This window comes from Mesorhizobium sp. (assembly GCF_965229135.1).
GTDB lineage: Bacteria > Pseudomonadota > Alphaproteobacteria > Rhizobiales > Rhizobiaceae > Mesorhizobium.
Genome location: NZ_OZ245860.1, coordinates 225,161 through 247,125, shown reverse-complemented (window position 1 = coordinate 247,125; position 21,965 = coordinate 225,161). Strand labels below are relative to the sequence as shown.

At 63.6% G+C, this 21,965-nt stretch carries 21 protein-coding genes; 16 read left to right on the top strand and 5 right to left on the bottom strand.

Annotated elements, in window-relative coordinates; all coding sequences use genetic code 11:
- Positions 1-83: 83 nt before the first annotated feature.
- The 4 genes from ACO07C_RS01090 (at position 84) to ACO07C_RS01075 (ending at position 1,975) form a co-directional block, all read left to right on the top strand.
- Complete coding sequence (locus tag ACO07C_RS01090) at positions 84-773, top strand: TetR/AcrR family transcriptional regulator (protein WP_421912391.1); 690 nt, start codon at positions 84-86, stop codon at positions 771-773.
- Positions 774-924: 151 nt separating this feature from the next.
- Positions 925-1,464, top strand: a complete 540-nt coding sequence (locus ACO07C_RS01085) for an SspB family protein (RefSeq protein ID WP_421912390.1) — start codon at positions 925-927, stop codon at positions 1,462-1,464.
- 16 nt (positions 1,465-1,480) lie between these two features.
- The gene (locus ACO07C_RS01080) at positions 1,481-1,696 is read left to right on the top strand and encodes a DUF4169 family protein (RefSeq protein WP_421912389.1); all 216 of its coding nucleotides are present in this window, start codon (positions 1,481-1,483) and stop codon (positions 1,694-1,696) included.
- 33 nt (positions 1,697-1,729) lie between these two features.
- The gene (locus tag ACO07C_RS01075) at positions 1,730-1,975 is read left to right on the top strand and encodes a ribbon-helix-helix domain-containing protein (RefSeq protein ID WP_421912388.1); all 246 of its coding nucleotides are present in this window, start codon (positions 1,730-1,732) and stop codon (positions 1,973-1,975) included.
- On the opposite strand, the gene ACO07C_RS01070 is transcribed toward ACO07C_RS01075, so the two are convergent.
- The 4 genes from ACO07C_RS01070 to ACO07C_RS01055 all read right to left on the bottom strand — a co-directional run bounded on the left by ACO07C_RS01070 (position 1,958) and on the right by ACO07C_RS01055 (position 8,635).
- Entirely contained in the window at positions 1,958-5,905 is a 3,948-nt protein-coding gene (locus ACO07C_RS01070) for an AsmA-like C-terminal region-containing protein (RefSeq protein ID WP_421912387.1), read from the bottom strand. The two genes, ACO07C_RS01075 and ACO07C_RS01070, sit on opposite strands and share 18 nt — an antisense overlap.
- Before the next feature lie 127 nt (positions 5,906-6,032).
- The gene (locus tag ACO07C_RS01065; RefSeq protein WP_421912386.1) at positions 6,033-6,554 is read right to left on the bottom strand and encodes a hypothetical protein; all 522 of its coding nucleotides are present in this window, start codon (positions 6,552-6,554) and stop codon (positions 6,033-6,035) included.
- A gap of 104 nt (positions 6,555-6,658) precedes the next feature.
- Positions 6,659-7,216, bottom strand: a complete 558-nt coding sequence (locus tag ACO07C_RS01060) for a hypothetical protein (RefSeq protein ID WP_421912385.1) — start codon at positions 7,214-7,216, stop codon at positions 6,659-6,661.
- Positions 7,217-8,635: an FAD-binding oxidoreductase gene (locus ACO07C_RS01055; protein ID WP_421912384.1), complete on the bottom strand. Its 1,419-nt coding sequence runs from the start codon at positions 8,633-8,635 to the stop codon at positions 7,217-7,219.
- Positions 8,636-8,739: 104 nt separating this feature from the next.
- Here ACO07C_RS01055 and ACO07C_RS01050 point away from each other — a divergent pair, with 104 nt between their 5' ends.
- The 4 genes from ACO07C_RS01050 (at position 8,740) to ACO07C_RS01035 (ending at position 11,488) form a co-directional block, all read left to right on the top strand.
- Entirely contained in the window at positions 8,740-9,225 is a 486-nt protein-coding gene (locus tag ACO07C_RS01050; RefSeq protein ID WP_421912383.1) for a thioesterase family protein, read from the top strand.
- Positions 9,226-9,369: 144 nt separating this feature from the next.
- Positions 9,370-9,567 carry a hypothetical protein gene (locus ACO07C_RS01045; protein WP_227346642.1) on the top strand — a complete coding sequence of 66 codons (198 nt, stop codon included), beginning with the start codon at positions 9,370-9,372 and terminating at the stop codon, positions 9,565-9,567.
- Between the two features lie 326 nt (positions 9,568-9,893).
- Positions 9,894-11,042, top strand: a complete 1,149-nt coding sequence (locus tag ACO07C_RS01040) for a histidine kinase dimerization/phosphoacceptor domain -containing protein (protein ID WP_421912382.1) — start codon at positions 9,894-9,896, stop codon at positions 11,040-11,042.
- Positions 11,039-11,488, top strand: coding sequence for a response regulator (locus tag ACO07C_RS01035; protein WP_421912381.1), 450 nt, complete (start codon positions 11,039-11,041; stop codon positions 11,486-11,488). The genes ACO07C_RS01040 and ACO07C_RS01035 overlap by 4 nt, the downstream gene beginning before the upstream one ends.
- Before the next feature lie 4 nt (positions 11,489-11,492).
- On the opposite strand, the gene ACO07C_RS01030 is transcribed toward ACO07C_RS01035, so the two are convergent.
- The gene (locus ACO07C_RS01030) at positions 11,493-12,383 is read right to left on the bottom strand and encodes a dienelactone hydrolase family protein (protein ID WP_421912380.1); all 891 of its coding nucleotides are present in this window, start codon (positions 12,381-12,383) and stop codon (positions 11,493-11,495) included.
- Between the two features lie 249 nt (positions 12,384-12,632).
- Here ACO07C_RS01030 and ACO07C_RS01025 point away from each other — a divergent pair, with 249 nt between their 5' ends.
- From ACO07C_RS01025 to ACO07C_RS00990, 8 genes are all read left to right on the top strand, one after another.
- A complete protein-coding gene (locus ACO07C_RS01025) occupies positions 12,633-12,782 on the top strand; it encodes a hypothetical protein (RefSeq protein ID WP_421912379.1) in 150 nt (49 codons plus the stop codon).
- Positions 12,783-12,791: 9 nt separating this feature from the next.
- The gene (locus tag ACO07C_RS01020; protein WP_421912378.1) at positions 12,792-13,226 is read left to right on the top strand and encodes a hypothetical protein; all 435 of its coding nucleotides are present in this window, start codon (positions 12,792-12,794) and stop codon (positions 13,224-13,226) included.
- 242 nt (positions 13,227-13,468) lie between these two features.
- Positions 13,469-16,156 (top strand): ATP-dependent helicase, encoded by a 2,688-nt coding sequence (locus ACO07C_RS01015; RefSeq protein WP_421912377.1) that lies wholly within the window; start codon positions 13,469-13,471, stop codon positions 16,154-16,156.
- A gap of 137 nt (positions 16,157-16,293) precedes the next feature.
- Positions 16,294-17,394, top strand: coding sequence for a sensor histidine kinase (locus tag ACO07C_RS01010; protein WP_421912376.1), 1,101 nt, complete (start codon positions 16,294-16,296; stop codon positions 17,392-17,394).
- Between the two features lie 4 nt (positions 17,395-17,398).
- Entirely contained in the window at positions 17,399-18,010 is a 612-nt protein-coding gene (locus tag ACO07C_RS01005; protein WP_421912375.1) for a response regulator transcription factor, read from the top strand.
- Between the two features lie 365 nt (positions 18,011-18,375).
- Positions 18,376-18,627: a hypothetical protein gene (locus ACO07C_RS01000; RefSeq protein WP_421912374.1), complete on the top strand. Its 252-nt coding sequence runs from the start codon at positions 18,376-18,378 to the stop codon at positions 18,625-18,627.
- 193 nt (positions 18,628-18,820) lie between these two features.
- Positions 18,821-20,581, top strand: a complete 1,761-nt coding sequence (locus ACO07C_RS00995; RefSeq protein WP_421912373.1) for an ABC transporter permease — start codon at positions 18,821-18,823, stop codon at positions 20,579-20,581.
- A 23-nt stretch (positions 20,582-20,604) separates the two neighbouring features.
- A complete protein-coding gene (locus ACO07C_RS00990; protein WP_421912372.1) occupies positions 20,605-21,924 on the top strand; it encodes an AAA-associated domain-containing protein in 1,320 nt (439 codons plus the stop codon).
- Positions 21,925-21,965: the final 41 nt, after the last annotated feature.

Sequence of the window (21,965 nt, the reverse complement as noted above, 5' to 3'; positions counted from 1 at the left end):
CTCCGGAGCGAAACCTCTTCATATCGCGTCCACAAATTTAGACAGTCTTGTCTAAATCGTCAATCGACTCTATATGGATTTGCATGAGACCAGGCGTTTCTCCTGACACTTTCCCGCCACGCGGCCACGAGGCAAAGCGCGCGTCGATCGTCGACTCCGCAGCCTCCGTTTTTTGCCGCGAGGGCTTCGCCGGCGCGAATATCGACCTGATCGCGGTCGAGGCCGGCGTATCGCGTCAGACCATCTACAATCATCATGGCGACAAGGAGAAACTTTTCATTGCCGTCGTCCGCGACCTGACCGAGCGCTGCAATGCCGGCATCTTCGCCACCATTTCCACCTTCCCCGACCAGCCAACGGACCTTGAAGCCGACCTGGTCGGTTTCGCCGTGCGGATGAACCGGAACTGCATCTGCAACCGCGACGGAAAATTCCTGCGCAAGCTGATCCAGACCGAAGGCGAACGCTATCCCGGGCTTTTCGCCGAGTGGCGCGAACAGGGGCCGGGCCGGACATGGCCGGCCCTGGCCGCCCGCTTTGCCCGCCTCGCCTATGGCGGTTACCTCGCGATCGACGATCCCGATGTCGCCGCGCGACAGTTCTTAGGCCTAGTCAACGCCGAACTGCAGACGACGTTCATGCTCGGCGGCACGCCTGACGACAATGAGGTGTTGCAGTCGGCCACCAATGGCGTGCGCACCTTCCTGCGCGCCTTCGGCAAGCGCAAGTCCGCGGCTGGTACGGAAAGGCATGGCGTGCTTGCCAGCGCGTAGATCATTGATCAAGCTTGTCGAAATGCGGCAAGCGACCAAAATAGACGGCAATAGGACTGGCTTCGGCGCCGCCTCGATCTATATCCCGGTTTACGCCGCGCTCAAGCTTGATTACAGCTATGCGGACGATTCAACGGAAACAAACCGTCACATGGCCGACGACCACATCCGCTACGACATTCTGGCCCAGGAGGCATTGCGCGGCGTCATGCGCAAGGTTCTGGCCGAAGTCGCGCGCACCGGCCTGCCCGGCAACCATCATTTCTTCATCACCTTCCTGACCGGCGCGCCAGGCGTGCGCGTGTCCTCGAGGCTGCGCGAGCGCTATCCCGAACAGATGACCATCGTCATCCAGTTCCAGTACTGGGACCTCAAGGTGACCGATACCGGCTTCGAGGTCGGCCTGTCGTTCTCGGACGTTCCGGAGAAGCTGGAAATCCCGTTCTCGGCCGTGCGCGGTTTCTATGACCCGTCGGTCAACTTCGAACTGGAGTTCGACGTCAAGACGGATGGCGTCGCAACCGACGAACCAGTTGTCCAAGCCCCGGCCGAGACGCTGACAATCGTCTCGGAGAAGAAGCCGAAGGCGGAAAAGAAGGCCGCGGCCGACGCCGAAAAGAAGCCCGCGGTTGCGGATGCCGCCGCCAAGGGCGCGGAAGTCGTGTCACTCGACGCCTTCCGCAAGAAATAATCCGACGGGCCACTGCATGGGCGACATCGTCAATCTCCGCCAGGCCCGAAAGCAGAAGGCGCGGGACGAGAAGCTGCGCGAGGCCGAACAGAACCGTGCCTTGCACGGCCGCTCCAAGGCGGAGAGGCAGCGTGACCGCCTGATCGCCGACAAGGCCGAAAAATTCGTCGCCGGGCACCGCCGTGAACAGTCCGGCGACGAACCGACCGACGCTCCGCCATCACCAAAATGACGCCGGGTCCTGGATCAAGATGAGCCGATTTCGGTGAGCGCCATCGTCAAACGCTCGGTGACCATTCGTGGCCATCGCACCAGCTATTCCCTTGAAAAGCCGTTCTACGACGACCTTGCCGCCATTGCGGCATCCCGACAGATGACGCTCGCGGCCCTCGTCGCCGAAATCGACGAGACCCGGCCTCGCGACACCAACCTGTCGTCGGCCATCAGGCTTCGTGTCCTGGAGTGGGCCAAACGCTCGGCGGGCAGCGCGTCCCTATCCACCATCCAGTGATTTCAACAGATTATCGATCGAAGAAGGTGCCAAAGCCGGCTTCGGCGCGCTTTTTGCTGGCGCATTGTCGTTGACAGGCGGCAGCGGTGTCCGTTCGATCCGCGGTTCCTGCTGGGCGGCCTTGCGTTCGGCATCCCGCCTGGCTTTCTCCTGCGCGGCGATCTTCGTCGCTTCCTCGGCCTTCTGGCGCTCCTGCTCCTGAATCTGTTGCGCCTTGGCGGCCTCGTCCGCGGCTTGCTGCTCCGCCTTGGCGGCAGCATCGGCGTCGGCCTTTGCCTTGGCATCGGCGTCCGCCCTGGCCTTTGCGTCAGCGTCTGCCTGCGCCTTTGCTGCGGCATCAGCCTGGGCCTTTGCCTCGGCTTCAGCTTTCGCCCTGGCGTCCGCCTCGGCTTTCTGCCGCGCCGCTTCCTCTTGTTGCCTCAGCAGTTCCTCGGCGGCCTTGTCACGTTCCGTCTGCAGCGCCGCATAGTAACGCACTTCGCGCCGCAGCCGCTGCTTTTCGAGCAGTGCCGCCTGCATCGCCTCGACCCGCTGCTGCTCCTTTTCCAGCGCGCGCTGGGTGAGGAACTGTGCCAGCGGCTCGCTATCGAAGGTCTTCCGGGTGGCGCCGAACGGTCCATCGATGCTGAAATTCACGCTCGGCTCGGAGCCTACGAGCGCCTCGTCGCCGGGCTTGTAGGTCACGGCTCCCTTGGCGTTCACCTTGCTGGCATTAAGATCGGCCGTGACGTCCGCCGACAGGGTCGCCGCCGGATTTTGGAAGCTGAGCGGCGGCGCCCTCAGCGTGCCGCTGGCTACCGTGAAGGCAATGTCGGCATCTCCCGCCGCGAAACTGCCGTCGCCGGCAAGCTGTGGCGCGAAGCTGGCGGTCTTGGCCCCATCAATATCACGCCCGATCGCATCCGCCTTGGCGATGAAGGCGCCGAAGGCGCCGGGATTGAAGCCGGCGATGGTCAGGCCCTTCAACGCCGCCGTGCCGGAGCCGGACAGTGCCGCCACCATGGCATCGACCGATTTGCCGCTGGTCGAAAGCGATGTCGAGATGTCGCCGCGCCCGCTGATGCCGGCGTCCGGCAGCACGGCCGCCAGATCAGCCCCTGCCAGTTTCATCTGGGCGGAAAGCAGGCCGGTGCCGTCATTGTTCTTCAATTCGAACAGGCCGGTCAGCGCGCCACCCAGAAATTTCGCCTTGAGGTCCGAGACACGGATGCCTTCGCGGTCGAGTTTCAATGTGAAGCCTGCATCATAGGCGGTGGCGAAGCGGCCCGCGGCGAGCGCCGCGGACGTCAGGTCAAGATCCGCCGTGAATGGCAGGCTGGACTTCTGGCTGAAAGGCTCCGTCGGCCAGCCGCCATTGGCGCCCAGAAAGGCCTGGTCGCCGAACAGCGTCACCGCCATCGGGTCGAGATCCAGTTCGTCGAGCGCCAGCGCGCCGGCCAGATGCGGCACACCGTCCTTAACGTCGACATTGACGTCGCCCGATACCGCCGCTTCGTTGATGGCCCCGTTGAGCCCGTTCAGCACCAGCAGGCCATTGCCATAATCGGCGGTCGCCGAAAGCGAAGTCGACATGCCCGCCCCCATGCCTGGGAGACCTATGCCGGTCGTCATCAGCCAGGGCTCGATATCGGCCGCTTCAACATTAACTTTGCCCTTGGCGGTCGGACCTTGCGCCGTATCGGCAACAGTGCCGTCAAAGCCCGCCTTGAAGTCGTTGCCATGGAGGTTGAAACTGGTCGCCAGACCGCTGCCCAGCGTGCCCTTGGCCTGGATATCCGTGCTGGCTTCACCGAGCATGCCGAGGGGCAGCGCGGGAAGGCCGTAGAGCGCCAGCAGCGCGGTGGCGTCGGGATTCTTGGCGTTGAAGGTCAGTGTCACCGGCGCATCGGCAAGCGCATCGATCTTCCCCTTGCCCGACAGCGATGCCGAAAAGGCCGAGCCACCCGCCTTTCCCTGCCCGCTGAGCGCAAGCCCGGTCGTGCCGTCGCCATTGTCGGCGGCACTCGCGATCAAATCGACGCGCGCATCCTGGAAAAGGTCGGGATAGGCAGCCGCGCGGGCCGACAGGCCCTTCAGCACCGTACTGTCAGGATAATGCTGCGCCGCCATGTCGATCAGCGGCTTCAGGTCGACAGCAACCACCGAGGCGTCGAGCTTGCCCGTCGTGTTCACGGGAAAATCCTTGATCCTCCCGGTGGCGCTGATCGAAGCGCCGGCAAGTCCGCCGATCGACAGCTTGTCGATTTCCAGAAGCCCGTCACGCAGTCTGAGCGCCGTATCCACCGTATCGGCGGTCAATCCACCGGCGCTGACCGGCCCCGCCTTGATCTGGAAATCGAGATCGCGATCGGAAAAGCGGTTGGCGCCCTTGTCGCTGACGAAGATCGAAGCGAAGGCCGCGAGCCCGTCGACGTCGAGGTCCCCCCCTTCGAGCCGCATCAGTACCGACGGCTTGGCGTCGTCGGGCTGGCTGGAATCGATGCGGCCGGAAAACTTGGCCTTGCCAAGGATCAGTTCGAGATCGCTGAACGATTGGAGCTTGTCGGTCAGGTCGACCTTGGCCTTGAAGCCGGCGGCGGGCAGCCGGCGGATGGCTTCATCGAAATCCTTCGACAGCCATGCGGCAAAGCCCGAAGGCTGCGCAACGGCCACAAGCAGCGAACCGGTGAAGCCGAAATGGTCCTGCACGTTGAGCAGCCCATTGGCCTCGAGCGTCGTGCGGCCCGGCAATGTCGCGGCAAGCGACTTCACCGACCAGCCGCCCTCCGCCGGCTCGGCCGAAAGCACCACGTTGCGGACAGTCGTATCGCCGGCCACCACGGCTGGCAGCTTCACTTCGACAGTGCCGGGGATGGTCGGCCTCGGCAGACCGAGAAGGACTTGTTCCAGTCCCGCGACGCGCTGCGCAAGCGTCAGCCCGGCGCCGCCGGCCGCCCCCACGGCTTCGTCGAACTGCACCTGCGCGCCGCTCGCTTCGATGGAAAATCTTGGCTTCAGCCCGAGATCGACCGACGCCTTTCCGTCGGCGGTATAGGGATTGTCGAGCGGCCCGGTCTCGAACCGGAATTCGTCGATGCCGAGCTTTTGATGATCAAGCGCGAACTTGCCGTTGAGCCGGAAGCCGGGATCCGGCTTGCCGGTGCTGACCTTGACCACGTCGCCATCGGTGCCGCGCAATTGCGCCGCGTTCTTGTCGGCGCCCGAGATCTTGAACTGGCCCGAATAGCCGGCCGCGCCGTTGGCAATGCCGGCATTGCCATCCGTCTCGATGGTCAGTGGATAGGCGTCCGGATCGAGCCTGACCCGGACACGCATCTGCCCGGAACCTTCGGCCTTGCCGGTGGACACCGCGACCGTATTGCGCAAACCGTCCAGCCGCAGCGAACCATCCATGCGCCAGGGCCCGGCCAGCGACTTGGCCGATATGGTCGAGTTGATCTCCGAGATCAGATGGCTGCGACCGCCGGCGGCGTGGCGAATTTCGATCTGGCCTTCCGTGACCGTCAGCTTTTCGATCGATATCTGGTTGAGGTCGAAGGGCGAGGATGGCCGCATCGCCCAGTCGACGGTACCGTTGGCGGCAATATCGATCGTCGCCTTGGGATGTACCAGCCGCATGTCGAAGATCAGCACCTCGCCGCGCAGGAAGGGCGCAAGCTCGGCATCCATCGAAAACGTCTCGACGGTCATCGCCGGCTGGCCGCCAGGGCCGCCGGCGACAGCGACATTCGAGAAGGTGACGGACGGAAACGGCAGCAGCCTCGCCGTCGCATCGCCCTGCACGGTCACCTTGCGGCCGAGGATGGCGCTTGCCTCTCGCTCGAACTCGGCGCGGTAGCCTGTCCAGTCGACAAAGTACGGCACCACCAGCGCCGCAAGCAGCACCAGCACAAAAAGACCACCAAAGATCACGAACAGGCGAGCGAGCATCAGCTCCGAAGCGGTTGATTGAAATTCAGCCGCACTCTATCCGCATCCGCGTGTCGATAAAGAGGCAATTTCCCTTCGGGGACGCCTGCGAGCACAATCTTCGTTCGATTGGTCGCGGGCGAAAAACTCAACGCGCGTCGCGCTTTGCCTGCGCCACCTTGGCCGCCTGCCGCTGCCTGCCGAGTTCCATCGGGCGGACCAGGTCCTGCGCCCTCTTATTGGCGATCGCGCGCATGCCCTTGTGCGCCGTGCGCGTGTTGAATTCGGGCCCGGCGGACGCCGCTTTCTGCTTCATGGCCAGCGCGTGCCGCGCATTCTCGACCAGCGAGACGCTGGCCGCCAACTGGCGCCGGCGCTCGGCCTCGCCGTTCAGCCTGCGCATGGCCATGGCCAGCACCGCGAGCTTCAGCTGCGAGCCGCCATCGGCCTTCGAAGGCGTGGCGCCCTTCGGCGCGCCCTTGCCGCGTATTTCGCGGCGACGGCGATGCGCCTCGGTCTGCGCCTTGTCGCGCCGTTCCCGCAAAAGCTTTACCAGACCGGCGAGGTCGGCGTCGGACAGTTCCTGCACCGCCGGATGGTGAGACTTCTCCACCAGCGCATGTTCGTCCGCGCTCAGCGCCCGGGCCTCATCCTTGCGTGAAATCGCCATGACATCGTTCCTCCACTGACACGCCTGCTTGGTTCAGGCCGTTCCGCACCGAAAGTCTCGGCCCGAAAGGCGACACGGTCAAGGCGCAGGGAAAACACTCAGGATCAACCGCGTCGCCACAGCATGTCAAAAAAGCGAGCCGGCTTGGTGTTCTGTGCCGGTGCGCGATTTCCGATGGTTTCCATCAACACGGTCAGGACCGCCCCTTCGCGAAGGGTGGTAGAAAAACGCGCGGCGACGAATTCGAGCGTCGAATCGTGGAATGTCAGGATAAAATGTCGATAGGCTGAAAACAGGTCAGGTCTGTGGGAAGAGTGGACCCGGTTTGCCTCTTCAAGCGAACCGATCCATGACGAATTGAGGACTTCGAATGCGGAGTACGGCTTAAGGCCCAGCCCATACAAGCGATGCCCACTGATGGCTTCGTCGTTCGATGGACCGAATTGGAATACCAGATAAGGGTCCGCCGCCAGAACCGCGACCGATTGGTTACGTGTTAAAGGCGAAACCGAGCGCGGATTTGTGCCATCGAATGATGTATCCGGAGTATCAACGAGATAGGCGACAACCATTCGACCTTCATCCGCAAATACGTGAGGCAGTGGCGCGCCAGCGGACGAGAGCGGCACATCGATCGGCAGCAACGTCTCGGCCGCCAACATCTAATGGCCCATGCCTGGCAATATCTTGCCCGGGTTCATGATGTTCAGCGGATCGAGCGCCTGCTTGATCGTGTGCATGATGTCGACGCCGTGGCCGAGTTCATGGCGCAGGAACCCGACCTTGCCCTGTCCGATGCCGTGCTCGCCGGTGCAGGTTCCATCCATGGCGATCGCCCGCATGTTGAGCCGCGCGACGAACTTCTCCGACAGCGCGATCTCCTGGGGATCGTCGACGTCCATCAGCACCAACACGTGGAAATTGCCGTCGCCGGCATGGCCGACGATCGGTGCGATCAGGCCCATCTCGGCAATGTCGGCCTCGGTTTCCGTGACGCATTCGGCAAAGCGCGAGATCGGCACGCAGACATCGGTTGAAAGACCTTTGGCGCCCGGCCGCAGCGTCAGCGACGACCAGTAGGCATCGTGCCTGGCCTTCCACAGTTTCGTCCGTTCCTCCGCGACGCTGGTCCAGAGGAACGGCCCGCCGCCATTTTCTTCCGCGATCATGCCGAAGGTTTCGGCCTGTTCGGCAACGCCGGCATCGCTGCCGTGGAATTCGACGAAAAGGCACGGGCTTTCAGGATAGTCTAGCTTCGAATAATTCTTCATCGCCCGCATCTGCAGCCCGTTGACCAGTTCGATGCGCGCCACCGGAATGCCCATCTGGATCGTCGCGATGACCGCGTTGCAGGCCGCCTCGACGCTTGGAAACGGACAGACACCGCCGGAAATCGCCTGCGGAATGCCCTGCAGCTTCAAGGTCAGCGCGGTGATGATGCCGAGCGTGCCCTCCGAGCCGACCAGCAGCCGCGTGAGATCATATCCCGCGGAACTCTTCTTCGCCCGCTTGCCGGTCGTCACCGTCTCGCCATCGGCCATCACCGCCGTCAGCGACAGCACGTTCTCTCGCATCGTACCGTAGCGGACGGCGTTGGTGCCGGATGCCCGCGTCGCCGCCATGCCACCAAGCGAGGCGTTGGCGCCGGGGTCGATCGGAAAGAACAGGCCGGTGTCGCGCAGGTGCCGGTTCAGATCCTCGCGCGTCACGCCGGGCTCGACGGTGCAATCAAGATCCTGCGGATTGACCGACAGGATGCGATTCATGCGCGACGTATCGACAGAAATGCCGCCGCCCGGCGCGTTGGTGTGGCCTTCGAGCGACGAGCCGATACCGAACGCTATCACCGGCACGCGATGCGCCGCGCAGGCGCGCACGATCTCCTGCACCTCGGCCGTCGACTCGGGAAAGGCGACGCCGTCCGGCGCCTGGGTCGGGATATAGGTGGTGGTATGCGCGTGCTGCGAACGGATCGCCTGGCCAGTCTGAAAACGCTCGCCGAACCGCTGCTTGAGGATGCCGAGCACGGCGGCTATCCCCTCTTCGTTGCGTTGGACCGGATTGAGGTCGCTCAGAGCCATGAATTCCTCCGCGAATGGACTAGCGCCCACGCTTGTTATGCAGGCATGGATGCGTAGTCTGCCCTGCCACGCTCTGTCCAGCACCACGATAAGGAAGTTCCTGCATGACCATCCCCGCCCCCTTCGTCTCCAAAGCCATGGGCATCGAGAAGGACTGGATCGACTATAACGGCCATCTCAACATGGCCTACTACAACGTCATCTTCGATCGCTGTTCCGACGAGGCCTTCGAGGCAATGGGGATGGGGCCGGACTACGTAAAGGAGCGCCGGCTGACCATCTACACGGCGGAAGTCCATGTCTGCTACGTTCAAGAGTTGCACCTCGAGCACAATGTCACGGTCTCCCTGCAACTCATCGACAATGACGAGAAGCGGCTGAGGATCTACCAGGAGATCCGCCATGTCGACGGCTGGCTCGCGGCGACATCGGAGCAGTTGGCGCTGCATGTCGACATGTCCGGTCCCAAGGTCGCGCCGTTCCCCGCAGATGTGCTGGCCAAGGTCGAGGCGATGCGCGCCGCCCATGCCACATTGCCGATGCCGGAGCGCGCCGGCCGGTCGATCGGGATCCGCCGCAAGACAGCTTGATGCCCCCGACCGCCCGCGTTAACCTTACCGGGGTTTTAACGGGAACAAGCCAATTGAGCCGTTGAACGACTCAGCGGAGCGGCCGAAAACGCTCCGCATGAGTTGGGACATGGGTGACGGGCGGAGCCGGTTCGAGGGACGTGCATGAAAACCGACATCAAGGTCGAGGTGGACAGGCTGGCCGCCGATCCACGCATCACCGACTATGATTTCTGGCGCTCGCTCAAGAACGTCAACAATGAAATCTTCCACATCGCCAACAACAACGAGCCGATCCCCTTCGACATGATCCGCTGGCGCGCCATCCTGAAGCGGGCGCGCATGAAGCGAGGTCATATCTAGGGTCTTCGGAAGCCGATCCCCTTCAGCATCACGCCAAGTTCCTGATGCTGTCGCTTCTGCCGGTCACGGCCACGCTGATCGGAATCCTTCCGCAGCGTCAAATTCTCGGTGCGATGGATATCCTCGGCATAGCGCCCGTGGCCGCCGGCGTCGCGTTACATCGGCCGGCGCCTTGATGAGGTGAGGCGAAAATATCGCTTTTTCAAACACTTGCGCGAAAGCGGCGGCGGTTCCCTGATTCTGTCTTGCTGCGACAAGATGGCTCAAGATTGAACCATCTCGCCGCCGAGCCGTTGCCCTCCACGAAAACGGCTTGGAGTGAAAGAATGGACTGGAAACAGACCAGGGAACCGGCCGACGCGTGGCACATGACAGACGATTTGCATGCCGAACACGGCAAGGGCGATCCGTTCGCGGCCGCCATACGCGCCACCCGCATGTCGATGATCATCACCGATCCGCGGCGCCCGGACAACCCGATCGTCTTTGCCAATGACGCATTTTTGCGTCTGACCGGCTATGAACGGCAGGAGGTGATCGGTCGGAACTGCCGCTTCCTGCAGGGGGCAAAGACCGACAAGTCGGCGATCGAAAAAGTGCGCGATGCAATCGCGGAGCAGAAAGACGTCAGCGTCGATATCCTCAACTACCGCAAGGACGGTTCGACGTTCTGGAACGCGCTCTACATCAGCCCGGTGTCCAACGATCGCGGCGAATTGCAGTTCTTCTTTGCCTCACAACTCGATGTCTCCGACCGCAAGCGCTCGGAGCACCGCATCACAGCCGACAAGGACCGGTTCGAGAAGGCGGTCAAGGAGCGCACGAAGGAACTCGAAGCCGCCTTGGAAGCGCAGACCACCCTGCTGCACGAGGTCGACCACCGTGTGAAGAACAATCTGCAGATGATCTCCTCGCTCATCGTCATGCAGAGCCGGACGATCAAGGATGACGGCGTTCGCCAATCGATGACCACGATGCTGGAGCGTATCGAAGCCTTGAGCACGGTACACAGGCGGCTCTACCAGTCGAAGGACGTCAGCAAGTTCGATGTCTCGGATTTCGCCCGCGATCTCATCTCCGATCTGCTCACCGCCTCGGGGCGCTCGGAGATCAAGTCGAAGCTTGACCTCGAACCCATCGTCATCCCCGCGGAAAAGGCGACACCCGTCGCATTGATGGTGAACGAACTTGTCACCAACGCGTTGAAACATGCGTTCAAGGAAAAGCCCGATGGAACCACCGCCGGTAGCATCGGCATCAAGATGAGCCAACCAGATGGCCGCTTCAAGATCGAGGTATCGGATAACGGCGTCGGCATGGCCGACGCATCGGGCGATGCCTCTTTCGGCATGCGGCTGATCAAGTCGCTTGCCCGGCAATTGCGCGCCGACATCGAATGGCAGGACGCAGGCCCCGGCACCAAGGTGGTCATCTCCATGCCGAACGAACCGCAGCAGAAAGGGAATGTGTCATGATTGAACCTCTGAAGGTCCTGATCGTCGAGGATGAGGCGCTGCTGGCAATGGAACTGGAAAGTCTGGTCGAGGAAGCCGGCCACAGTGTCGTCGGTTGGGCGACCTCTTCGGCGGAAGCCCGCGACATGATCAATTCGACGGATGCCGACATCGCCTTCGTCGACATCCATCTGACCGACGGCCCGACCGGAGTCGACGTGGCCGAGTATATTGGCGAAAGACAGCGCTCGATGGTGGTGTTTATGACCGCCAACCCCAAGCGCATTCCCGACCATTTCGCAGGCGCCATCGGCGTCATCGCAAAGCCCTACACGATGAACGGGCTTACATCCGCCTTGCGTTACCTGCAGGAAGGTGTCCGTCGCCCTCCTCCCGTATCCGTCCTGCCGGCGGGTTTCACCCTGTCGCCGGCATTCGAGGCCGTCTGGGCGCCGTCGATAGCCTGAAGCGTCACGCCAGCTTCTGCTTGAGGAAGGCGATGGTCCGGCCCCAGGCGAGGTCGGCCGCCGCCTTGTCGTAGCGGGCCGCCGACGTATCGTTGTTGAAGGCGTGGTTGGCGCCTTCATAGACATAGACGGAATATTCGACATGCGCCGCGTCGAGTTCCTTCTTGAAGGCATCGATGCCCGCATTGGTGCGGTCATCGAGCCCCGCATAGTGCAGCAGCAACGCCGCCTTGATCTTCGACACGTCGGCCGCCTTCGGCTGCATGCCGTAATAGGCGACGGACGCCGCAAGGTCCGGCGCGTTGACGGCCAGCGTGTTGACCGTGCCGCCGCCCCAGCAGAAGCCGATGGCGCCCACCTTGCCATTGCCCTCCTTGTCCGCCTTGAGGAAGGCGACCGTTGCCACTGCATTGGCCGCCGTCCGCGCCGCGTCCAGCTTGCCGAACATGTCGCGCGCCTTGTCCTCGTCATCCGGCGTGCCGCCAAGCGGCGACAGGAAGTCCGGAGCAAGGGCTATGAACCCTTCCAGCGCCACGCGCCGCGCAACGTCGCGAATATGCGGGTTGAGCCCCCTGTTCTCGTGCACGACGATGACCGTCCCGAGCTTGCCGGCCGGGTTGGCCGGCCTGACCAGATAGCCCTTCATCTCGCCGCCGCTGCCGGGATAGGTGATGTCCTCGCCCTTCACGCGCGGATCGCCCTCGGCGACGATTGCCGCCTGTGCTGAATTCGCCGCCAGCAGAGGGACGATAGCCGCCGCCGCGGCACCCGATCCGGCAAGCCTGGTCAGATGGTCCATGAAGCGGCGGCGGTCGAGCGTCAGATGCGTGTATTCGTCATAGGCGTCGATCATCGCCTGGGTGATGGCGGGCGTCGTGGCGTCGAATTCTGTCATGGCGCACTCCTCGATTTTTCTGTCGCTCGCAAGCAAGATAGGAACGAGGTTGCCATAGTCCAGCCATCGGCGGGTAACGCCGCAATCCGTCGCCGCGATCCCGCCGAGGGACGATTACGCGGCGCCGTCATCACATTTTGGTCATCGGGGAAAAATCTTGATGGTACTGCCACAATATATGGGGAGAGTGCCTTTGTTGGCTGTGCCTTCTCCGGCGCATTCACGACCTGGGCCAGAAGGAGCATGCAGATGACCTTCCCGATCTTCGCCGCCGCATTTGTCGTCGCCACGGCCACTTTTCTGGCCATGCGCACGGCGATCGCCCGGACAAGCCGGCAATCCATGGTCAAGGTTCGCATTGATGCGCGCCGCCCCGGAAACACGAAAACCCAAGGTTGAGGTGAAGTCATGAACGTCCAGGACATTGTGAACACCGTCTCGCAAAAAGCCGGCCTCGACCAGGCAACGACCGAAAAGGTCGTCGGCACCATCTTGTCGGTAATGGAGCATGAGGCTGATGGTACGACCATTTCCAGTTTCTTTGCCAAGATCCCCGGCGCGGATGACCTCGCCCATCAGTACGACGTCATGGCGGCGGCGCCCGCCAGCGGTGGCGGCTTCCTGTCGTCGCTGCAAGGCGCGCTCGGCGGCGTCCTGGGCGAGAAGGCCGGAGCATTGGTCAACGGCCTCGCGGCGCTGAAAGCGTCGGGCCTCGATATGGCACAAATCCAGCAGGCAGGCACCGTGCTGATCCAGCAGGCCGAGACCGCCGCCGGCCCGGGCCTGACGAACCAGGTGCTTGGCTCGGTGCCGAGCCTGAAGAGCCAGCTAGGGCTGGGCTAGATATTTCCTTCGATGAAAGGCAACTCAATGCGGCTGCGATCGCTTTTGCGGTAGCAGCCGCATCAGTTCTTAGGCGCGGTATGAGGCGGCCCGTTGCCGCCCACGCCTGCCGCCCGCCGATGCGCCTGCGGCATCCCAAAAAGTTTGCCCAGCCAGGCGGCCCGGTTCCATATCCAGCACTTTACCAGAACAAAACGTAGACACTTCTGGCCTTTCGCTCCCGAATCACTACATTCGGGGAGATGTCCGGCTTTTCGGAAGACATGCCCTTTTTTGACGAACCGAATGCGCGCCCCTCGGCCCCTTCGGGCATAGCCGCGCGCGCCATGGCGGCGCGTAGCGGCCACAACAATGCGCCCGACTATTTGAAGGGCCTCAATCCTGAGCAGCGCTTGGCGGTGGAAACCACCGAGGGCCCGGTTCTTGTCCTGGCCGGCGCCGGCACCGGCAAGACGCGCGTGCTGACCACCCGCATCGCTCACATCCTCGCCACGGGCAAGGCGTTCCCATCGCAGATTCTCGCCGTCACCTTCACCAACAAGGCGGCGCGCGAGATGAAGCAGCGCATCGGCCTCCTCGTCGGCGAAGCCGTCGAGGGCATGCCGTGGCTCGGCACCTTCCACTCGATCGGCGTGAAGCTGCTGCGCAGGCACGCCGAGCTTGCCGGCCTGCGGTCGGACTTCACCATTCTCGACACTGATGACGTCGTTCGCTTGATCAAGCAACTGATCCAGGCTGAAGGCCTCGACGACAAGCGCTGGCCGGCCAAGCAGTTCGCCCAGATGATCGACGGCTGGAAGAACAAGGGGCAAGGTCCCGCCGAGATCGCCGAGGGCGACGCGCGCGCCTTCGCCAATGGCAAGGGCCGCGAACTGTACAAGGCTTATCAGGAGCGGCTGAAGACACTGAATGCCTGCGACTTCGGCGACCTGCTGTGCCACCCAATCCGCATCTTCCGCGCCAATCCGGATGTGCTGAAGGACTATCACAAGCGCTTCAAATACATCCTCGTCGACGAGTACCAGGACACCAACACCGCCCAATACATGTGGCTGCGCCTTCTGGCGCAACGGCCGCAATCCTCCCCCCTCGAGGGGGAGGTGCCCGCGAAGCGGGCGGAGGGGGTCGTCTCAGAAGGCACCGCCAGAGCGTCGAGCACTGCCGCGCGGACCCCACCCGACCGGGCTTCGCCCGGCCACCCTCCCCTCAAGGGGGAGGGAAACTCGCGCGCGAGCACTGTAAACATCTGCTGCGTCGGCGACGACGACCAGTCGATCTATGGCTGGCGCGGCGCCGAGGTCGACAACATCCTGCGCTTCGACAAGGATTTTCCAGGCGCCACCATCATCCGGCTGGAGCGCAACTACCGCTCGACCGCGCACATTCTGGGCGCGGCATCCCATCTGATCGCGCATAATGAGGGCCGTTTCGGCAAGACGCTGTTCACCGACCGCGACGAACCGGAAGACGGCAAGGTGCATGTCCACGCGGCCTGGGATTCCGAGGAGGAAGCCCGCGCCGTCGGCGATACCATCGAGACCTACCAGCGCCAGAAGCACAATCTGAACGACATGGCGATTCTCGTTCGCGCCTCCTTCCAGATGCGCGAATTCGAAGACCGTTTCGTCACGCTCGGCCTCAACTACCGCGTCATCGGCGGCCCGCGTTTTTACGAGCGCCTGGAAATCCGCGACGCGCTGGCGTTCTTCCGCGTCGTTGCGCAAGGCGCCGACGATCTCGCCTTCGAGCGCATCGTCAATGTGCCCAAGCGCGGCCTTGGCGAAGCCACCATCCGCCAGATCCATGATACGGCGCGCGCGCTGCGCATTCCCATGCTGGAGGCCGCGGCCAAGCTTGCCGAGAGCGACGAGTTGAAGCCGAAACCGCGCGCGGCGCTGCGCGAGGTCTCGGCCAATTTCGAGCGTTGGCAGAAGGCGCTGGAAAACACGCCGCACACCGAACTCGCCGAGACCATTCTCGAAGAGAGCGGCTACACCGACATGTGGAAGAACGACCGCTCGGTCGAGGCGCCCGGGCGGCTGGAAAACCTCAAGGAGTTGATCCGCTCCATGGAGGAATATGAATCGCTGCGCTCCTTCCTGGAACATGTCGCGCTGGTGATGGACGCGGAGCAGAACGCCGAAATGGACGCCGTCAACATCATGACGCTGCATTCGGCCAAGGGCCTCGAATTCGAGACTGTTTTTCTACCCGGCTGGGAGGAAGGCCTGTTCCCGCATCAGCGCGCGCTGGATGAAGGCGGCCGCTCCGGCCTTGAGGAAGAGCGACGGCTGGCCTATGTCGGCCTGACCCGCGCCAAGAAGAACCTGCATCTGTGGTTCGTCTCCAACCGCCGCATCCACGGCCTGTGGCAATCGACCATCCCGTCACGGTTCCTCGACGAACTGCCGGAAGCCCATGTCGAGGTCGCCGAGAGCGGCAACTCCTATGGCGGCTACGGCAATTCCTATGGCGGCGGCTCATTCGCCCCGGGGCGCGGCGACCAGGGGGCGGGACGCCAGAACCCATACGGCGCCTCGCGCTTCGACAATGTCGGCGCGGAGAAATCCGGCGCATTCTCCAACACCTATGCAACGCCAGGCTGGCAGCGCGCGCAAGCCAACCGCACCGAGGCGACCGATCGCAACTGGGGCTCGCGCTCCGGCCACCAGGTCGAACGCATCGGCTATGGCGAAACCGATTCAGGCTATGGCGCCGGTCGCACATCCGTCAAAGGCCGCACCATCGACGGCGAACTGGTCGCCAAGTCCGTCGCCGACAAGCCCTCCGCCTTCAGCGTCGGCGACCGGGTCTTCCACCAGAAATTCGGCAACGGCAACATCTCGGCCATCGAGGGCAACAAACTCACCATCGACTTCGACAAGGCCGGCCAGAAACGGGTGCTGGACGGGTTCGTGGCCGCGGTGTGATCCAATCGGTGGCGTGACGCTCCGACCTCGAAGCAATTCTCAAAAGCAGCTCACGCCTTGCCCCGCCAAAAGGCAGCGCGGTAATGTCCGGCTCCTTCGCGCATAGCGGCGTGATCAGCAAAAGGGTCGGCGATCCCATGTCCCCAAGGTTACGCTTGCCTCGTCTCGGCGGCTCGACCCTGCTGACCGTCTCGCTTGTCCTTTTGGCGGCGGTGATCTTTCTCGCCGACACCGTCACCAATCTGGAGATCGCCGTCGCGGTCTTCTACGTCGCCATCGTGCTGCTTTCGGTCCGCTACCTCGACAGAAGCCGGGTGGTGATGGTGGCGTCGGGGTGCATGGCGCTGACCGTGCTGAGTTTCTTTCTCACGCGGACGGGCTCCGAATCGGCGGGCGTGGTCAACTGCGCCATCAGCCTGGCGGCGATCGGCGTCACCGCCTACCTCGCTCTGCGGACCGCGGCCGCCGAGGCGACCGCGCGCGAAGCACAGATGCAGCTTGCCCATATCACCCGCGTGACGGTGCTGGGCGAACTGACGGCATCCATCGCACACGAACTCAACCAGCCGCTCGCGGCCATCGTCATCAATGGAAATGCCGCCCTGCGCTGGCTGGGTGCGCAACCCGCCAATCTCGAAGAGGCCGGAAGGGCCGCCGAGCGCATCGTCAGGGACGCCGATCGCGCCAGCGCCCTGATCGCGCGGCTCAGGGCTCTGACCAAACGAACCTCCGCGAAATCCGCATGGCTGGATATCAACCAGTTGGTCGAGGACACGCTCACCCTCGTGCAAAGCGAAACCGGCCGGAAGAATGTGTCTTTGCGCACGGAACTTGCAGTCGACCTGCCGCGAGTCGAGGTCGATCCCGTCCAGATCCAGCAGGTCATCCTCAACCTGATCGTCAATGCGCTCGAAGCCGTGGGCGGCCCCGGTGTACTAGCCCGCGACGTGGTCGTCGTCACCGGCCTCGGCAAATCCAGTGAGGTCGTCGTCAATGTCCGCGATTCAGGCCGCGGCTTGAGCGGCGTCCCGCTGGACCAGATATTCGACGCCTTCTACACCACCAAGCCCGATGGCCTGGGGATGGGGCTGGCGATCAGCCGCTCCATTGTCGAGAGCCATGGCGGACGGATATGGGCCGAGCCCGGCATGCCCAGCGGCGCGACGTTCTCCTTTTCGCTGCCCGCGGGCAAAAAGGGCAATGTGATGGTATCAAGCTATCGCAAACCAAAGCGGTGATCAGATGAACGACCCCAGACAGATCGTTTTCGTTGTCGATGACGACCCGGCAATCCGCGAGGCGCTCGACAGCCTGTTGCGGTCGGTTGGCCTGGACGTGCGTTGCTTCGGCTCCGTCAAGGAATTCACCGGCGCGCCAAGGCCGGACGTTCCGTCCTGCCTTGTGCTGGATGTCCGCTTGCCCGGCAAGAGCGGCATGGACTTCCAAAAGGAGCTCGCCCAGTCCGACGCCGCCCTGCCGGTGATCATGATGACCGGCCATGGCGATATCCCCATGTCGGTGCAGGCGATGAAGACCGGCGCCGTCGACTTCCTGGCAAAGCCGTTCCGCGAGCAGGATCTGCTGGATGCCATCGAAGCGGCTCTTGAGAAGGATCGCCTGGCACGCAAGCAGACAGCCGATCTGACGGCCCTGCGCGACCGCCTCGCGACGCTCAATGAAGGCGAACGCAATGTCGTGGCGCGAGTGGTGAAGGGACTTCTGAACAAGCAGATCGCCGGCGAACTTGGCGTCAGCGAAATAACGGTCAAGGTCAGGCGGGCACAGGCGATGCGCAAGATGCAGGCAGGTTCGCTCGCCGAACTGATCCGGATGGCCACCCAACTGGGACTTTAGGACGCCTCCCTGGCTCCAGCTTTCCGGTCCAGCGGGACAGTAATATTTGCCGGCGTAACATCCGTCGAATCCGGCGTATGCTTTGGCTCAGCGGCCATATACTTAAGATTCCCGCACCCGTATTGACAGCCGCGGAATGACGGGCGTAAGGCGGCGAGGCTTCGGCTGATCGAAGCGTCAACACAGATCGAACAGGTTATGGACAGCTACTCTAGTCGCTGTCCGGATACGGCCCCAGGCACGGTCCGGACATTGGCCCCGTCAACAACGATCGTCTCCGGCACGTGGCGCCGGTCGAGCCTGGGCAGGGCATAACCGATCTGCCGGCTCGCCTTGCCGTCCGTGCCGGACCGCAGAGGTGAGCCATGAACACCAACGTCATTCCCTTCCGCGCGCGCTCTGTCACGCGCTCCGCTTCGACTGCCCGGCCTCCCGTTGGAACAACGCGTGGCCTGGCCGGCAAGACCGGCTTCACCATCCCGCCCACCCGGCTTGTCTGCGTCTGGCGCCGCAGGTCGGTGAGCGGCCGGCTGGAATGCCGCTGGACGCAGGAACAGAGGCCTCTTTCCGAAGAGGGCGTCAGTCGTGGAATCGCCTTCCAACGGCTCGCGGCCTGACGGTTTCGGTGGCGCGGTACGAAGCTCCGCGCTGACGATGGAAGCCCTGCGCCGGCCGCGCGCACCCCCCAGGTCGCGGTCTCCCGCACACCCGGCATCATTGCGGAACACGTTTGCTGGCCTCGCGCCAGCGGCGTCTCCCGACATCGGACCAACATACAGATAATCCATCGTCAGGATTTTGGGGCTCATCATGATCTTCCAGCCACACAATAGCTCCTCGCGCAGCGACGCCGCGGCCCTCGCCCGCCGCCGCATCGCGCCCAATGTCTACGACCTCGTCGCCTTCGCGATCCTGGCTGCATTGATCGTGTTGCTGGCGCGGGGCGCGGCCGACATGCGCGCGCCGAGCGAGCTGCTCTCGACCTCGCCGGTAACGCTCGACATCGCCAATTTGCCGGAATACGCGCTGCGCACCACTCTGCGCATGTTCGCGGCAATCATCGTTTCGCTCCTCTTCACCTTCACCGTGGCGACGCTGGCTGCCAAGAGCCGTCGCGCCGAAATGGTGATCATCCCCGCGCTCGACATCCTTCAGTCGGTGCCGGTGCTGGGCTTCCTGACCTTCACGGTGACGTTCTTCCTTGGCCTGTTTCCCGGCAGCCAGCTCGGCGCCGAATGCGCGTCGATCTTCGCGATCTTCACCGCGCAGGCCTGGAACATGGCGTTCTCCTTCTACCAGTCGCTGCGCACCGTGCCGCACGACCTCGACGAGGTCAGCCGCGGCTTCGGGCTCTCCGCCTGGCAGCGCTTCTGGCGGCTCGAGGCGCCGTTCGCGGCTCCCGGCCTCATCTGGAATACGATGATGTCGATGTCCGGCGGCTGGTTCTTCGTCGTCGCCTCCGAGGCCATCACCGTCGGCAACACCACGGTGCAGTTGCCCGGTATCGGCTCATGGCTGGCGCTGGCCATCGACAAGCAGGACTTCAAGGCTGTCGCCTGGGCGGTGCTGGCCATGGGTATCCTCATCCTGCTCTATGACCAGTTGCTGTTCCGGCCGGTCGTCGCCTGGGCCGACAAATTTCGCTTCGAACAGACCGCCAGCCAGGAAAAGCCCCGCTCCTGGGTCTACGACATCCTGCGCCGGGCCCATCTGGTCAGGACCGTCACCCTGCCCTTCTCCTGGGTCTGGCGGCGGACCATGATGCTGCGGTTCAGCCGGGGCGCGCGCACGGCGTCCGAGCCGACGCCCGCAAATCAACGGATCTCGCGGATCATCGACTATGTGTGGCTCGCCCTGGTGATCGTCGTCGCCATATGGGGCGCGATGGAAGTGGTCTTCTACATCAGCGAGACGCTTGGCTGGAGCGATGTCGTGGAGGCCACCAGCGGGGGTCTGGTCACGCTGCTGCGGGTCATCATCCTGATTGCCATCGCAAGTCTGATCTGGGTGCCGATAGGCGTGTGGATCGGGCTGCGGCCGGCCGTTGCCGAGCGCGTTCAGCCGCTGGCGCAGTTTCTCGCCGCGTTCCCGGCCAATGTGCTGTTTCCCTTCGCCGTCGTCGCGATCGTCGCCACCGGGGCCAATCCCACCATCTGGCTGTCGCCGCTGATGGTGCTGGGGACGCAGTGGTACATCCTGTTCAACGTCATCGCGGGCGCCAGCGCCTTCCCTTCCGATCTCAAGGAGGCAGCCGGCGTCTTCAAGATACGGTCGTGGTCGTGGTGGAAGAACGTCATGCTACCGGGCATCTTCCCCTACTACATCACCGGCGCGCTGACGGCTTCGGGCGGCTCATGGAATGCCTCCATCGTCGCCGAGGTGGCAAGCTGGGGCCACACCAAGCTCGAGGCCTTCGGGCTCGGCTCATACATCGCCAAGGCGACCGATGCCGGGGACTTCCCCCGCGTCGTCCTCGGCATCGCCGTCATGTCGCTGATGGTGACGCTCTTCAACCGCGTCCTGTGGCGCCCGCTCTACGTCTTCGCCGAACGCCGCATGCGGCTCGACTGACCCGACATTTCAGGAGACTGATCATGAACGAAGCCATCATCACCAAAGCCCCCTCGCTCGTCGAAGTGCACGGCGTCTGCCAGACCTACGACAAGGGAAGCGCGGGCAAGCTCATCGTCCTCGACAATGTGGGGCTTTCGCTGGAATGCGGCGAAATCGTCGGCCTGCTCGGCCGCTCGGGATCGGGCAAGTCCACTTTGCTGCGCTCGATTGCCGGCCTTATCCGCCCGAGCCAGGGTTCGGTCACCTTCGAGGGCAAGCCCGTCACCGGCACGCCGGACGGCATCGCCATGGTGTTCCAGAGCTTTGCGCTGTTTCCCTGGCTGACCGTTCTGGAGAATGTCGAACTGGGCCTTGAAGCACAGGGCGTCTCGCCGCCCGAGCGCCGCAAGCGCGCCCTTTCGGCGATCGACCTCATCGGCCTCGACGGTTTCGAAAGCGCCTATCCCAAGGAGCTCTCTGGCGGCATGCGCCAGCGCGTCGGGCTGGCGCGCGCCCTGGTCGTCCATCCCAAGGTCCTGTTGATGGACGAGCCCTTCTCGGCGCTCGACGTGCTGACCGCCGAAACGCTGCGCACCGACCTGCTCGACCTCTGGTCGGAAGGCCGCATGCCGATCGAGGCGATCCTGATGGTGACGCACAATATCGAGGAAGCCGTGCTTATGTGCGACCGCGTGCTGATCTTCTCGTCAAATCCGGGCCGCGTCGTCGCCGAACTGCGCATAGAGCTGCCGCAGCCACGCAACCGGCTGGACCCCGCCTTCCGGGCGCTGGTCGAGGACATCTATTCGCGCATGACGGCAAGGAAGGGACCCGGCGGCCCTGCCCGCGATGGTGTCTTCCCGGGTACCGGCATCGCCATGATCCTGCCGCGCGTCTCGACCAACCTGCTCGCCGGCCTGATGGAGGCGGTCGCCGCCCCGCCCTATAACGGGCACGCCGACCTGCCGCCCCTCGCCGCCAGCCTGCAGCTAGAGATCGACGATCTGTTCCCGATCGCCGAAACGCTGCAGCTGTTGCGCTTCGCGGAACTTGCCGAAGGCGACATACAGCTGACGCCGGCCGGCAAGCGCTTCGCCGAAAGCGAGGTCGATGTGCGCAAGCAACTGTTCGCGCAGCAACTCGCGACCTATGTGCCGCTGGCCGGCCACATCCGCCGCGTGCTCGATGAACGCGCCGGCCACAAGGCCCCGGCGCGCCGCTTCCGCGACGAACTGGAGGACCATATGTCGGAGGGATACGCGGACCAGACGGTGCGCGCCGTGATCAGTTGGGCCCGCTACGCCGAGTACTTCGCCTATGACGAGGAGAGCGACCTGTTCACGCTCGACAACCCGACATAGCGTGACTCACACAATCGGATCCGCCGACGTGTTTCCGCGGC